Origin of the sequence: Rhodococcus qingshengii JCM 15477, assembly GCF_023221595.1 — a bacterium.
Taxonomy (GTDB): Bacteria; Actinomycetota; Actinomycetes; order Mycobacteriales; family Mycobacteriaceae; genus Rhodococcus_F; species Rhodococcus_F qingshengii.
On sequence record NZ_CP096563.1, the window covers coordinates 4,882,331 to 4,896,806 of the forward strand.

At 62.4% G+C, this 14,476-nt stretch carries 15 protein-coding genes; 10 read left to right on the top strand and 5 right to left on the bottom strand.

Going from position 1 to position 14,476, the window contains the following annotated elements; all coding sequences use genetic code 11:
* Positions 1 to 42 precede the first annotated feature (42 nt).
* On the top strand, positions 43 to 1,530 hold the full coding sequence (locus M0639_RS22250; RefSeq protein ID WP_064073991.1) for an acetyl-coenzyme A carboxylase carboxyl transferase subunits beta/alpha: 1,488 nt from the start codon (positions 43 to 45) through the stop codon (positions 1,528 to 1,530).
* The gene (locus M0639_RS22255; RefSeq protein WP_047270909.1) at positions 1,527 to 2,567 is read left to right on the top strand and encodes a hypothetical protein; all 1,041 of its coding nucleotides are present in this window, start codon (positions 1,527 to 1,529) and stop codon (positions 2,565 to 2,567) included. The genes M0639_RS22250 and M0639_RS22255 overlap by 4 nt, the downstream gene beginning before the upstream one ends.
* A 20-nt stretch (positions 2,568 to 2,587) precedes the next feature.
* Here the strand turns inward: M0639_RS22255 and M0639_RS22260 are convergent, their stop codons facing one another.
* Positions 2,588 to 3,859, bottom strand: coding sequence for an MFS transporter (locus tag M0639_RS22260; protein WP_064073990.1), 1,272 nt, complete (start codon positions 3,857 to 3,859; stop codon positions 2,588 to 2,590).
* 179 nt (positions 3,860 to 4,038) lie between these two features.
* Here M0639_RS22260 and M0639_RS22265 point away from each other — a divergent pair, with 179 nt between their 5' ends.
* The 3 genes from M0639_RS22265 (at position 4,039) to M0639_RS22275 (ending at position 7,705) form a co-directional block, all read left to right on the top strand.
* The gene (locus M0639_RS22265; RefSeq protein ID WP_063315922.1) at positions 4,039 to 5,955 is read left to right on the top strand and encodes a propionyl-CoA synthetase; all 1,917 of its coding nucleotides are present in this window, start codon (positions 4,039 to 4,041) and stop codon (positions 5,953 to 5,955) included.
* Positions 5,956 to 6,048: 93 nt separating this feature from the next.
* Entirely contained in the window at positions 6,049 to 6,894 is an 846-nt protein-coding gene (locus M0639_RS22270) for a mycofactocin-coupled SDR family oxidoreductase (RefSeq protein ID WP_063316061.1), read from the top strand.
* A gap of 301 nt (positions 6,895 to 7,195) precedes the next feature.
* Entirely contained in the window at positions 7,196 to 7,705 is a 510-nt protein-coding gene (locus M0639_RS22275; protein WP_223304422.1) for a hypothetical protein, read from the top strand.
* 7 nt (positions 7,706 to 7,712) lie between these two features.
* On the opposite strand, the gene M0639_RS22280 is transcribed toward M0639_RS22275, so the two are convergent.
* Entirely contained in the window at positions 7,713 to 8,099 is a 387-nt protein-coding gene (locus M0639_RS22280) for a DUF1304 domain-containing protein (protein ID WP_003939752.1), read from the bottom strand.
* Positions 8,100 to 8,186: 87 nt separating this feature from the next.
* Here M0639_RS22280 and M0639_RS22285 point away from each other — a divergent pair, with 87 nt between their 5' ends.
* Together M0639_RS22285 and M0639_RS22290 are read left to right on the top strand one after the other, a co-directional pair.
* The gene (locus M0639_RS22285) at positions 8,187 to 8,771 is read left to right on the top strand and encodes a TetR/AcrR family transcriptional regulator (RefSeq protein WP_063315921.1); all 585 of its coding nucleotides are present in this window, start codon (positions 8,187 to 8,189) and stop codon (positions 8,769 to 8,771) included.
* Between the two features lie 57 nt (positions 8,772 to 8,828).
* Complete coding sequence (locus M0639_RS22290) at positions 8,829 to 9,449, top strand: GNAT family N-acetyltransferase (RefSeq protein ID WP_063316060.1); 621 nt, start codon at positions 8,829 to 8,831, stop codon at positions 9,447 to 9,449.
* Here the strand turns inward: M0639_RS22290 and M0639_RS22295 are convergent.
* Entirely contained in the window at positions 9,407 to 9,997 is a 591-nt protein-coding gene (locus M0639_RS22295; RefSeq protein WP_007733425.1) for a TetR/AcrR family transcriptional regulator, read from the bottom strand. The two genes, M0639_RS22290 and M0639_RS22295, sit on opposite strands and share 43 nt — an antisense overlap.
* A gap of 113 nt (positions 9,998 to 10,110) precedes the next feature.
* Between M0639_RS22295 and M0639_RS22300 the strand changes: the two genes are divergently transcribed.
* The 3 genes from M0639_RS22300 to M0639_RS22310 all read left to right on the top strand — a co-directional run bounded on the left by M0639_RS22300 (position 10,111) and on the right by M0639_RS22310 (position 12,455).
* The gene (locus M0639_RS22300; protein WP_063315920.1) at positions 10,111 to 11,349 is read left to right on the top strand and encodes an MFS transporter; all 1,239 of its coding nucleotides are present in this window, start codon (positions 10,111 to 10,113) and stop codon (positions 11,347 to 11,349) included.
* A 134-nt stretch (positions 11,350 to 11,483) separates the two neighbouring features.
* Positions 11,484 to 11,930 (top strand): hypothetical protein, encoded by a 447-nt coding sequence (locus M0639_RS22305; RefSeq protein WP_054800647.1) that lies wholly within the window; start codon positions 11,484 to 11,486, stop codon positions 11,928 to 11,930.
* 156 nt (positions 11,931 to 12,086) lie between these two features.
* Positions 12,087 to 12,455 (top strand): VOC family protein, encoded by a 369-nt coding sequence (locus M0639_RS22310; RefSeq protein WP_054800648.1) that lies wholly within the window; start codon positions 12,087 to 12,089, stop codon positions 12,453 to 12,455.
* Between the two features lie 4 nt (positions 12,456 to 12,459).
* On the opposite strand, the gene M0639_RS22315 is transcribed toward M0639_RS22310, so the two are convergent.
* Entirely contained in the window at positions 12,460 to 13,806 is a 1,347-nt protein-coding gene (locus M0639_RS22315) for a cryptochrome/photolyase family protein (protein ID WP_064073989.1), read from the bottom strand.
* 10 nt (positions 13,807 to 13,816) lie between these two features.
* The gene (locus M0639_RS22320; RefSeq protein ID WP_064073988.1) at positions 13,817 to 14,404 is read right to left on the bottom strand and encodes a TetR/AcrR family transcriptional regulator; all 588 of its coding nucleotides are present in this window, start codon (positions 14,402 to 14,404) and stop codon (positions 13,817 to 13,819) included.
* Positions 14,405 to 14,476: the final 72 nt, after the last annotated feature.

Here is a 14,476-nt window from a genome sequence, read left to right on the forward strand (position 1 = left end):
TAGGTTCATCCTGGACGGGGTGCTGCTTACTTGGAGGACGTTGTGCGAATCTCGGCCGAAGAACTACTCACTGCGGTACTCGATCCCGAGAGCTTCGTCTCCTGGGACTCCCCGCCCGTCGACGTCGGACCTGGCGCGAAATACGCGGAAGACCTGGCGAAGGCCCGCGAGAAGAGCGGAGTTGACGAGTCCGTCGTCACCGGTGTGGGTACGGTTCGGGGCCGTCGGGTCGCGGTAATTGCCTGTGAATTCAGCTTTCTCGCCGGTTCCATCGGAGTCGCCGCGGCCGAGCGGATCGTGACCGCCGTCGAACGTGCTACGGCAGAACAACTCCCGCTGCTCGCCTCGCCCACCTCCGGCGGAACGCGGATGCAGGAGGGCACCGTCGCCTTCGTTCAGATGGTGAAGATCGCTGCGGCAGTGGCTGTTCACAAAGCGGCACACCTGCCCTACCTGGTATACCTGCGCAATCCCACCACCGGCGGGGTCTTTGCCTCGTGGGGATCCCTCGGCCACATCACCGTCGCGGAACCCGGTGCTCTGGTGGGATTCCTCGGACCCCGTGTCTACGAATCGCTGTACGGCGAAAAGTTTCCCGACGGTATCCAGACGTCCGAAAACTTGTATCGCAACGGCGTGATCGACGGCGTCGTCCCCGTCGACCGCCTCCGTCTGCTGGTCAACCGAGCGTTGTGCGTGCTCACCGATCCCCCGGCCCCGGCGGCCACGGACCCGATTCCCTCACCCGAGATTCCCGATGTTCCCGCCTGGCAGTCGGTGATGCTCTCGCGCCGGGCCGATCGACCCGGCATCCGGCAGTTGCTCCGCCATGCCGCAACTGAACAGGTACCGCTCAGCGGCACCGGGCAGGGTGAAACCGACAAGACGATCTTGCTCTCGCTCGCCCGCTTCCGAGGCTTTCCGTGCATCCTGCTCGGCCAAGACCGCAGTGGCCAATCCGCGCTCACCACGATGGGACCGGCCGCGCTCAGGGAAGCGCGACGGGGCATGAAACTTGCCGAAGAACTACAACTCCCGCTTGTCCTCGTGATCGACACTTTGGGCGCGTCGCTGTCCAAAGAAGCTGAAGAACGTGGACTGGCCCCTGAGATCGCCCGTTGCATCGCCGACCTCGTGACGCTGAAGACCCCGACAGTGTCGGTGTTGCTCGGCCAGGGAACAGGCGGCGGGGCGCTCGCGCTGCTGCCCGCCGATCGGGTACTCGCGGCACAGAACGGGTGGCTCGCTCCCCTGCCGCCGGAAGGCGCAAGCGCGATCGTCCATCGCGACATCAGTCACGCACCGGAGATGGCGGCAGCGCAGGGCATTCGTTCGTTGGATCTGCTTCGAGACGGCGTGATCGACGCGATCATTCCCGAAACGCCTGACGCGGCCGACGAACCCGTGGAATTCTCCAAGAGGGTAGGGGCTGCGATAGCGCACGAACTCTTCGTGCTTGCCGAAGAGTCGGACATCGATCGCCAGTCCTCCCGTATCGCGCGCTATCGAAACCTGGGAGTTCCGCAATGACGACGAAGGACCGGAATGCGCTGACGCTGCCGCACAGTTACGACCGCGCGGCACTCGCTCGTTTCGAATTGTTCCTGTTCGCGGGCATCGCCACCGTGCTGATCACCCGCGCTTATCTGGCGGCAACGGGCTATCCCCAGATCGGGGGCGGCGCCCTCCACATCGCACACGTTCTCTGGGGCGGATTGCTGATGGCCGTAGCCATCGTGGCGACCGCCATCACCGAAGGCTCTCGCACGCGTGACCTGGCCACGCTCGTCGGCGGAATCGGGTTCGGTCTCTTCATTGACGAGGTCGGAAAATTCGTCACCGCCGACGTCGATTACTTCTACCAGCCTGCCATCGCGATCATGTACGTCGTCTTCGTTCTCTTCTATCTTGCCGCGCGCGAGGTGGTGATTCGGCGCGGAATGAATGATCGTCATCGGCTCGCCATCGGGGCGCGAGCGCTCTCGGACCTCGCTCTCGGTCAGCTCGACGAGATTCAGTACAACCACGCCCTCCGCGTACTCGACGGCGTCGAAGACCGCAGCCTCACCGACCTCGTCGATTCGATCAAAGCCGGCCTGCATTCACAGACTCCGCCGACCGGCGGTATCGAATCGAAGATCACTCGTGGCCGCAACGCGTTCTTCCACCGTGCCGAGGAACTGCTCCGGCACCGGGTCGTCCGCCGACTGGTACTGACCCTGTTCGTACTGCAGGCTCTTCTGGCGATTGTCCAGGTGATCTACGCGTTGGTTTCCGAGAACGTCGTCGAGGCCGACGACGTCTCCGACCTGGTGGTCCAGATCTCCACCGTCACAACCGGAGTTCTTGTGGTTCTGGGAGTGTGGTTCCTCTTCCGAGGTCCGTACCTGCGAGCATTAAGGCTCCTGCGTGCATCCCTCATCGTGAGCCTCCTGGTGACGCAGGTTTATCTGTTCACGCAGGACCAGTTCGGCGCGCTTTTCGGTTTCGCAGTGTCGCTGTTCATGCTCGCGACTCTTCGCATCGCGATTCGTAGCGAAGAGGCCGCCGCGGCTCTACCGCAGTAATCCCCTACCGCAGCGATTCTCTACCGCACTGAGATCGCAGGCCGACTCGGTAGATCGCGGATCCCGCGGAGCGGGCTGAAGAGCAGGACCAATCCGCACGGCGCGATCAGGCAGGCCATGATCCACATCGTCCCGCGCGGTCCCACTGCGTCGCCGAGGTAGCCTGCCGTCAGAGCACCGAGCGGAATGCTGCTGTGCAGCAGGAACATACTCGTTGCCACCACTCGTCCGAGGCGGTCCGGCGGACAGTAACTTTGACGGAAACTGCCGAGCACCACGTTGCACGACACGACGCCCGCAACCATCACCATGCCGCCGATGCAGAACCAGAACAGGCCGGCACCGTACGTCGTCAGAGGTGCTAACAGGATGAACGGTCCCGTCACCAACTGACAGGTGAGAACGCTTCGGGCAGTGCCGAATCTGCGGCCGAGCGGGCGCGCGATCATCGATCCGACAATTCCGCCCACCCCGGCAATCGCCAGGAGAAGCCCGAGTCCGAACTCCCCCACGCCAACCGTCTTTTCCAGGAACACGATCTGGATCGTGGAGTACCCGGTGAGACCGAAATTGAGCAGAGTGCCGTAGACGACGATCGACCGCAGATACGGATCACCGGCGACGAATCGCAGTCCGAGCGCAATCTGGCGTCGCAACGGTTCTCGCTGATTCTGTCCGCGATGGACGGTCTCCTGCACACGAATCAGCCAGATGCATACGAAGCAGAAGGCGAACGTGAACGCGTCGACAACCAGACCGGCCGCGAGCCCGACAGTTGCAACCACCAGCCCACCGACGCTTGGGCCGATCACCCGAGTTGCGGCCTCGGCGCCCTGAATCTTCGAGTTCCCTTCGACAAGATCCGCTTCGGCGAGCACCGTGGGGAGATACGAGTGATAGGCCGCCTGGAAGAAGACGGTGGCTGTACCGGTGAGCAGCGCGACCAGGAGCAGGTGGCCGTATGTCATCGCCTCCAGGAAGCCGGCGATCGCGATGCTCGCGAAGAACAGCGCGCACGCAGCGTTCGCGATCATCATGATCGGGCGCCGAGGCAGCCGGTCGATCCAGGCACCGGCTGGTAGTCCGACGATCAACCACGGCAACCACACTGCCGATGCCAGCACACCGATCTGGAAGCTACTCGCGTCCAGTTCGCGAAGCGCGATCAGCGACAGTACGACGGTCGTGACACCGTTTCCGATACCGCTGACTGCGTCGCCGGTCCACAGAAGTCGGAAGTCACGCAGAGCGAGGACTCCCCAGAAGCCTGCGCGTTGCGCTGCACCTGTCACATCGATCCCCCCCTTTCAGTCCCTGCCCTATCCCACCCCTGCGCGCCACTGGCCGACGGGACAGGCCCGCCCGGCGCAAAGGGACGGTACCCCCACCGCTACTGAGGCGCACCGCACTGACGGTGACCTAAGGTGTTTCAGGTCACCGGTAAACGAAGTTCACGAGAGGACACACGTCGATGAGCTCTTCCGAGCAGGCGTCCCACACCACGTATGCCGACGCATATCGCGAGAGCATGGATCAGCCGGAGAAGTTCTGGCTCGACGCTGCGCGGGCCGTCGACTGGGATGTCGCGCCCACCAAGGCTCTCGACGACTCTGCCGCGCCGATCTATCGCTGGTTCCCGGATGCTTCGCTCAACACCAGCTTCAATGCCCTCGATCGGCACGTCCGCGACGGCCGCGGCGATCAGACCGCGTTGATCTTCGACTCCGCGATGGTCCCCACCAAGGCCACGTACACCTACGCCGAATTGCTCGAGCAGGTCTCACTCTTCGCCGGCGTCTTGAAAGATCAGGGTGTGGTGGCGGGCGACCGCGTGATCATCTACATGCCGATGATCCCCGAGGCTGCGATCGCGATGCTCGCGTGTGCGCGAATCGGCGCGGTGCATTCGGTGGTGTTCGGCGGCTTTGCGGCCAAGGAGCTCGCAACCCGTATCGACGACGCCGGTCCAGTGGTGCTCGTGACGGCGTCCGGCGGCCTCGAACCCGGACGAACAATCGAGTACCTGCCGATGGTCGAGAAGGCTCTGCAACTGTCCGCCACTCCCGCGCACACCGTGATCGTGAAGAATCGCGAGCAGATTCCCGGTGCAGCTTCCGACTACAAGTCAAGTGCCGCAGCCTGGTTCGACTGGGACGAGCTGATCGCCGACGCCACCCCGGCCGACCCGGTGTCGGTCGCCGCGACGGATCCGCTCTACATCCTCTACACCTCGGGAACGACCGGTAAGCCCAAGGGCGTCGTCCGGGACAACGGTGGCCATGCCGTTGCGCTGACGTGGACCATGAAGAATCTGTACGACATCAGCCCAGGACAGGTGTGGTGGACCGCCTCCGACGTCGGCTGGGTGGTCGGCCACTCCTACATCGTCTACGGACCGTTGCTCGCCGGAGCCACGACGGTCATGTACGAAGGCAAGCCCGTCGGCACCCCCGACGCCGGTGCGTTCTGGCGCATCATTTCCGAATACAACGTGTCGGCACTCTTCACCGCTCCGACAGCGATCCGCGCGGTCCGCAAGGCCGACCCGGACGCAAAAGAGCTTGCCAAGTACGACATCTCGTCGCTCGACACACTGTTCGCGGCCGGCGAGCGCTTGGATCCCGACACCTACGAGTGGGCTACTCGGATTCTCGATCGCCCGGTGGTCGATCACTGGTGGCAGACCGAAACCGGTTGGGCCATCTGCGCGAACCTGCGCGGCCTCGAACCGATGGAGATCAAAGCAGGCTCACCCACCGTCGCCTGCCCCGGATACCGCGTCGAAATCGTCGACGGCAAGGGCGAACTCGTGGGTCCGGACACCGAGGGCAACATCGTGATCGGCCTGCCGCTTCCTCCCGGAACACTCGCCGGACTGTGGCGTGACGAGGACCGGTACGTGAAGTCCTACCTGTCGACATTCGAAGGCTATTACCTCACCGGCGACTCCGGATACATCGACGAGGACAACTACGTCTTCGTGCTCGGACGAAGTGACGACGTGATCAACGTTGCCGGACATCGCCTTTCAACCGGAAGCATGGAGGCCGTCGTCGCCGGCCACCCGGCTGTCGCCGAATGCGCGGTCATCGGCATTCACGACGAACTCAAGGGGCAACGGCCGAGCGGTTATGTCGTGCTCAAGTCCGGCGTCGACATCGATCCCGAAACACTCCGACAAGAACTGGTCGCGCGGGTGCGAGACCAGATCGGTGCCGTCGCCACGTTCCGGGACGTCACCGTCGTCGCCGCACTACCGAAGACTCGTTCCGGCAAGATCCTCCGCAAGACCATGCGGCAGATCGCCGACAACGAGGAGTACACGGTCCCGTCGACCATCGAGGACGCGAGCGTATTGGACGAGTTGTCCAAACTCCTTCGCGGATAAGGATTCAGCGAATTCCCCTGTCTGTCTGCCTCCGGACGTAGCAGTATGAACACGTTCCAGTTTTCAACGATTCAGACGGGCAGGGGAAGTTCGATGGGCAATTTGGACGGTCAGGTCGCATTCATCACCGGAGCGGCGCGTGGTCAAGGGCGGGCGCATGCCGTCAAGCTCGCGTCCGAGGGCGCGGACATCATCGCGGTGGATCTCTGCGCGCCGGTCGCAACGGCGGGGTACGACATGGCCACCGAAGCCGACCTCGCCCAGACCGTCGCCCTGGTCGAAGCTCAGGGCCGGCGTATCGTCGCATCCGTCGCGGACACTCGCGACCTCGATGCCCTGAAATCAGCGGTCGACGCCGGAGTCGAGAAACTCGGCCGACTGGACATCGTGATCGCCAACGCGGGAATCGCGGCGTCGGCGAAATTGTCCTGGGACCTGAGCGCCGAAGAGTTCCGCGAGCTGATGGACATCAACGTCACCGGCGTCTGGTTGACGACCAAGGTGTCGATTCCGCACATCATGAACGGCAATCGAGGTGGATCCATTGTGTTGATCAGCTCGATGGCCGGGCTTCGAGGCGTGCCGGGGATTGCACATTACTCCGCGTCCAAGCACGCCGTTCGGGGGTTGGCGAAGTCTCTGGCCAACGAACTCGGCTGGGCAGACATCCGAGTCAACTCCGTACACCCGGGCAATGTGCGTACGACGATGATCGACAACGAACCGATGATTCGTGCGTTCCGTCCAGACTTGGAGAATCCTGTCCTCGCCGATACCGCTCCGATCATGTCGAAGCTGAATCTGCTGCCCCACCCGTGGGTCGACCCCGAGGTGATTGCGGATGCGGTGTTCTATCTGGTGGGGCCGGCAGGCCGCGGGATCACCGGCATCGCGTTGCCGATCGATCTCGGCACCTCGGAAAAATTCGCCGGCGGCTGAAGGCCCGAACTGATGCAGAATTGCCTCTGCCGGATGGGTCTCGAGCACCATCCGGCAGAGGCAATTCCGGCTTGATCAAGCCTTCGTAGCAACAGAACAAGTAGTCGACAACCTCATAGGCGCTCCTCGTCTGGCGTGGGACAAACCGTTGTGGGATGCGCAACAAACCCAAGACCCAGCGTAGAAGCATTTGGCCGCAAACGCGCGTCATTCGGCACTATTTTTTTGGATTCGGGCATACTGGACAACGCTCCCACCACGTATTATGGACCCGAGTTCACACTTACAGGGGGTAGGCACAGTGACGGTCAAATACGCCGTAATGGACCCGATTCACGGAAAAGTCGAGATCTCGTTCGATGTCGACACGGGGGTCGTCGACGTCCGAAACGGCAACTCACACGCTCTGTTGACGCGTCGAGTCGATGCCCCGCGCCGTGAAGGCACACCCATCGGAACGCGCGCCGCCGCCGACTTGTTCTTCACTGTCGGTGGCGATGAAGTCGAACTCACTGTCGGCAAAGGGTTTCTGTCCCGTCGCTCGTACTCTGTCTCGGCACTCGTCGACGGCGTGAGTTTGAACTTCGCCCCAGTCGACGACGCGAACAGTGCATTCACCCGCGACGGATTGCGGATCGGGCACTTCTCCAAGAACGAGGAATCCGATCCCAGACAGACCGACGCAGTCTGGTCGAGCACGCCGAGCACCGACGAACTTGTCATCGGTTACGCCCTGGCCGAAGCCTTCGATTGCGGAGCACTCAACGGTGCTTTTGCGTTGATCGAATCACTGGTGCTCGGCGGCGGATAGAGACCACTCAGAGCAGGTGGATTACCAGCAGAACAACGGCAATAGCTGGGAAAAGCATCTGTACGACGGCTGCGCGGGCTTTGTCGGGAGACGAGAGAATCAGCACCAATCCCGCGGCAACCATCGATCCTGTGCCTGCCAGTACGAGGGCAATTCCGACCGACGCGGAGCCGGTCGCCGCAATCACGATGCCGACCGCCGACACGATCGCCAAGAAAAGGTTGTAAAAGCCCTGGTTGAAGGCGAGCGGCTGCGTGGTGATCGCCTCTTCCTCGGACTTCACGCCGAACGTGGCGCGGGTCTTCGGGGCCGTCCAGAGAATCGATTCGAGGACAAAAATGTACACGTGCACTGCTGCGGCCAGTCCCGCGAAGATGTAGCCGGCGACGTTCATCGGTGAGCTCCTGTTGCTTCGAGTGAATTCTGTATCGTTCGGTCCAATATATACTGGACCGAACGATACAGAAAGAGCGAGGCTTTGATGGGCAGATCACAAGAATTCGACACAACAGCCGTGGTCGCTGCCGCTTTGGACGTTTTCTGGGCACGCGGATACGAAGGTGCCTCACTCGGCGACCTCGAATCCGCGACGGGGCTGAGTCGGTCAAGTCTCTACAACTCGTTCACCAACAAGCGCGGATTGTTCGACGCCGCCGTGCAGATGTACCTCGACCATGTCATCCGGCCACGTCTGCGCAGCCTCACGACAAATCCCGGGGCAGACGCAGTCGACGACTACCTTTCCTCGCTTGCGCACGCGATCGGCACCATGACCGCCGACTCGCCTCGGCGCGGTTGCCTACTTCTCAATACGGCTGCCGGACTCGGCGCGCACGACGATGCGGCGGCCGCAGTGATCCGCGCGTACCGCCGAGAACTCGCCGACGCGATCAACAGTGGATTACACGCCGCGTTTCCAACCGAGACAGACGCCACGCTCTCAGATCGCACTCGAATCCTTCTCTCCTGCACGGTAAGTGCATTGGTACTCGCACGAGTTGACACCGAAGAGGCCATCGCAACTCTGGAATCTGCGCGCCGACTGAACGCAGACTGGCAGGGATAATGACCGGAAAGCTCACGCCATTGCCCGCCATCAGGCGGGTAGGCGATGATGCTTCACGTGCCCAAGTTGACCACGCCCGCTATCGCCGCTGGATATCTCCGGGGAATGGACCAACCCTCGATCCACGTCGGGACTTTCGCGATTCTCCGACCCTGGACCCGCGACGACGCACCGGCCGTCATGGAAGCCTTTCGCGATCCGTCGATTCAGCGTTGGCACATCCGCCGCGCCGACTCGATCGACGAAGCACGGGGTTGGCTCACCCAGTGGAGAGACGGGTGGGCAAGCGAATCCGAATGCCATTGGGCGATCGCCGCTCCCGAGACAAATGAACTCCTCGGTCGAATCGCAGCAAAGGGGGTGAATTTGTGGGACGGCACTGCCGAGCTCGCGTATTGGGTGACCCCAGCGGCGCGCGGCCGCGGACTGTGCACCCAGTCTGTAACCGCACTGTCCGAGTGGGCATTCCGCGAAGCGGGGTTTCATCGACTGGAACTCGAGCACTCGATCCACAACCCACGATCGTGCCGAGTCGCCACCAAAGCAGGGTTCAGCGAAGAAGGTGTTCGACGAAGCTCCGCCAGGCACGCCGACGGCTGGCACGACATGCACGTCCACGCCCGACTACGTAGCGATCAGCCTTCGGCAACGACCCGCGCCGCGAGGGCAAGCGTCTGATCCACCAATTCCGCAACTCGCTGCGGCACAACCGGTTCGAGGTCGAACAGAATTCGGTAGATGATCGGCGCCACTACATGGTCGACCACCGAATCACCATCCACGCCGGCAGCTTCCGGCCAACGCGCGAGGATCACGTCGATCTGCGTCCGACAGAAGAAGGCACACTTGAACTTCTTCGTACCGTCCGGTGCATGCGTCTGATCGTCGCTCATCAACACGTCACGCAACGAAGCGCGACCGACAGGCGCAGACATCTCCTCGAGGTACTCCTGCGCCCAAATCGTCAGATCCCCTCGGAGCGAGCCCGTTTCACGCGGGTCGGCGTCCGGGCGCAATCTCTCGATCGAGACGTCGGCAAAGACTTCGTTGATGTCACCCCACCGCCGATAGATGGTCGACGGGGTCACTCCCGCATCGGTCGCGATCATCGGCACCGTGATCTCGGCTCGATCACGCTGTTCCAACAACTTGCGCGCCGACGCATGCACGGCCTGTTGGATGCGCGCACTACGGCCACCGGGGCGCGGACCTGCGGACGGACTCATAAATCCAATACTAACGCAAAGATGTTGCATTAGGCTACGGCCAGGCGTAGCGTCCCAAACGCAAAGTATTTGCGTTTGAAGTCTTCACCACCCGCACGGGAAGCGCTACGACAATGACAACGACCGTTTCACCACAGACCGAGAGCACTTCACGCCCACGCCTTGGGCGAGGCGTCGCTTTCACACTCATCGCCGTCATCATCGCCACGTTCCTGGGCGCATCCGCGACCCCGACACCGTTGTACGAGCACTATCAACAGTTGTGGGGATTCTCCTCGCTCGCGTCGACGCTCGTGTTCGGCATCTACGCTCTCGCATTGCTCGCCACGCTCCTGACCGCCGGATCCCTGTCCGATCACATCGGCAGGCGCCCGGTCCTGCTCGGAGCACTCGCGCTCGAGGCAGTCTCGCTCGCGCTGTTCGCCTCGGCCGACGGTTTGACCATCCTGCTCATCGCCCGGGTCGTACAGGGTGTTGCCACCGGCGCTGCAATCAGCGCTCTGGGTTCGGCATTGATCGACCTCGAACGCACTCCGGGCCGAGGATCGATCATCAACAGCGTCGCTCCGACGATGGGGCTTGCAGTCGGAGCAGTGGGTTCGAGCCTCATCAGCGAGCACCTGCCCCGGCCCACCAGCACTGTCTACCTGGTCCTTCTCGTGCTTGTCATTCTCGAGATCTTCGGAGTATGGGCCGCTCCCGAGACTTCGGGCGGACGCCCCGGAGCCTGGCAGTCCCTGCGCCCCACACTGGCCGTTCCTCGTCAGGCGCGCACGATGATTGCCCTGACCGCACCGTGCCTGATCGCGGTCTGGGCGCTGGGAGGTTTCTACCTCTCACTCGGACCTGCATTGGCGCGCAACGCACTTGACGTTCACAGCTCCCTCATCGGTGCCGTCATGGTCGCAACACTGACAGGATTCGGAGCGGCAGCAGTACTCACCTTCCGCAAACTCGGCGGCCGGACCGTGATGCTGATCGGAACCACCGCCTTGGTGCTCGGGGTGGCCGTCACACTCATCGGTGCTGAAACATCCTCTGCCGTATTGATTCTGGTCGGTACGGCTGTTGCAGGTATCGGCTTCGGAGCAGGATTCCAAGGAACTATCCTCACCGTCATGCCGCTGGCCGAGAACCACGAACGCGCGGGTTTGTTGTCCACCGTCTACGTCATCGCATATCTGGCCAACAGTCTTCCCGCCTTGCTGGCCGGCTACCTGGTCGGCAAGGTCGGATTGGTGGATACGACGCGTGGCTACGGAGCACTCGTCATGGTGCTCGCGGCGGCCGCACTGATCGGACTGCTGGTCACCGGCGAGCGAAAGGTCGAAGCCGTCTCGGTGTCGGAGTAGGTGTCCCCCGATCGGTGGACACACCGTTCCGCCTGCACAGGGTCCGGGGAGTGGACATACGACATCGATCTGCTCCGACATAGTTGTCTTCGAGAGAGCCAACCGAACGCTCACCCGGACAAAGGACACCGACGATGACGAACCCACGCTACGTAGTTGCCGCAATCACAGCTCTGGCCGCCGGCGCCCTCACTTTGGGATTGAGCGGAATCGCCAGTGCCGGAACCCTTCCCACAACCGGCAACAGCATCACGATGACGATCAGCAACGACACCGAACAGACAATTCATCTCGAAGGCGCCGACAACCCTTACGGACAGTGGATGCAGAGCCCACGCCAGTCGCTCGCGCCTCACGAGACCGAGATCGTCACGGCATACAACCAGGACCCGCGCGGCCTGACGGTCGACGTCGTCTATTCCACTCCCGACGGCGGACAAGCAGTCTTCATGGCCAACGACTATCCGCAGTTCGACACCGACGGAACTCGCACCACCGACCCTGATCACTACTTCATCTCGAGCTACATCGACGGCTACTACCGGAACCTGAGCGTCGGGTACCACCTCAGTGTGGTGTGACTGCAGCAGTCGTCATAAGTAATCCATCTGCCACTCAGACGCACTTGTTCTTGGACATTCGTCCGGCGCGCGGGGATTGTTGAACGCAGCCCCGCACGACCAGGCACACGCCCCGCTGCCGGTGGCCCGAAAATCAACGGGAGAGGGAAAACCACAGTGCGACTACCCAACCAGTTTCTGATCTACGTCAGCGATGCCGCCTCCGCAGCAGCGTTCTACGGCGAATTGTTCGACGCGAAGCCTGAGGTCCTCAGCCCTCGGTACATGACCTTCGACCTCGGCGGCGGTGTGGTCCTTGCACTGTGGAGCGGCAAGTCCCGCGACCTCGATCCCGCGACACCGCGCAATTTCGAAGTCGGCATCTTGGTCGACGGTGGGAGCAACGAAATTCGGGCGATCCACGACGATTGGGTGGCCAAGGGAGTCGAGGTCGTCGAAGAACCCAACGAAGATGTCTTCGGTCTGACGTTCGTCATTTCAGATCTGGACGGAAACCGCGTCCGCGTAGCGCCCGCAGATCACTGAGCACTCAGCCTTTGATCTCGCCGTACCGGCGCAAGGCCTCCTCACGCTCGTGCGCGTGATCGACGATCGGGTCCGGGTAGTCGACTGGGCGCATCGCCTTCAACGAGTGGACGGCCTTCCCGGGAACATCGCGAAGTTCGGGGACCCACCGACGGACGTATGTGCCGTCGGGATCGAACTTCTCCCCTTGCGTGATCGGGTTGAAGACGCGGAAGAAGGGCGAAGCATCCGTACCCGACCCGGCAGTCCACTGCCACCCGTGCTGATTGGAGGCCAAGTCACCGTCCACCAGTTGCGACATGAAGTACCGTGCGCCGCGCCACCACGGAATGTGCAGGTCCTTCACCAGGAATGACGCGACGATCATTCGGACCCGATTGTGCATCCAGTTCTCGGCGGCGAGTTGCCGCATGCCGGCATCCACGATCGGGAAGCCGGTCTTGCCTTCACACCAGGCCGTGAAGGCGGCGTCTGCGTCGACTCCCCCGTCGTGACGTAAACGGTCGAACTTGTCGTCGTAGTTCTTCCGCGCGCTGTCGGGGCGCTGAAACAGGATGTCTGCGTAGAAGTCTCGCCAAGCAAGCTGGCGACGGTACGCCTGAGCGCCGTCTCCGAGTCGCTTGGAGAGATCTGCCAACATGGTTCTCGGATGAATCGTGCCGTACTTGAGCGGGATCGACATCCGACTCGTGGTGTCGAGGTCGGGTCGATTTCGTTCGTCGTCGTACCGGTCAAGATCGTTCTCGCAGTATTCTTTCCACTGTTCGAGCGCACCGGCCTCACCGACGACATCGCTGACGGTGCCGGACGGCGCGGGGATACTCACCCGGCGCGGGCCACCGTCCTTCTCGCTCGGATCGAACCAACGGACCGTCCCCGCATCGGTCGACGCGGGGCCCCGCCAACCATGTTCCATCCACTGACGGAAGTACGGCGTGAACACCTTGTACGGATCACCGTCCGCCTTGGTGACGCGTCCGGGCGCCACGGCATATGGTGACCCGGTGGCGATCAACTCCACCTTCTCGGCCACGGCCGTGTCGCGCCGTCGGCCGTAGGGCCCGTAGTCGGCACTGATGTGAACTTCTTCGGCGCCAACGGATTCCGCCACGCGGGGCACCACGTCTGCCGGATCACCTCGAACAACCATCAATCGTCCGTCGAGCTGGTTGTCGAGTGCCGACAAGTTGGCGAACAGTTGATTCTGGCGGGGTGAGCCTGCCGGTCCGAGCAACTTCTCGTCGAGGACGAACAAACCCAACGTCTGTCCGCCGGCATCCGCCGCTGCAGTCAGAGTCGGAAGATCACCGACCCTCAGATCGCGTCGAAACCAGATCACAGAGTTACTCACCCAGTCGAGCCTACCGATCAGATCTCAGAACGCATCCCACCGCGCGGGCCGCCAGTTGCGCCGCTCTTTCGACTGTCGGTTCGGAGGTGAGCCCGAGCAGTCGCCGCCGGTGCTCCTCCCCGAGCAGCAAGGTGTACAACTGATCCGCGCACAGCGCAGCCTTCTGGCCGTGCTGATCGATCAATATCTTCTCCAGAAAGGCAATCGACTTGGCCGGGCCGGATTCGTAGAACGCTGCGGCCAATTCAGGGAACTGCACTGCCTCGCCGATCATCATGCGGTGCAGCGCAATCGAGTTGTCGCTGTGCAGGGCGATGACGATGTCCACTGCAGCGGCGAGCAGGTCGGACTGGCCCTCGCCGGCATTGTCGACGTACGCGTGCTGACGCGCAACCGCAGCTGCAAAGACCGCAGACTTGTCGCCGAAGTAGCTGTACACGGTGCGCTTGGCGACGCCGGCCACCGTGGCAATGCCCTCGATGGTAGTTCGGGCGAACCCGACATCTCGAAACGAGTCGACAGCGACGTCGAGAATCTCGTTGCGTCGTTCGGCGCGCTCGGCGTCACTGGTTCTCCCACGTCTGCGCGGTTGCTCCATCAAGTCCCCTGTTACCGTGCCGGTAAATTAATGCTACGTTGACGTTTCATTAATTCGAATACTACAGGAGCA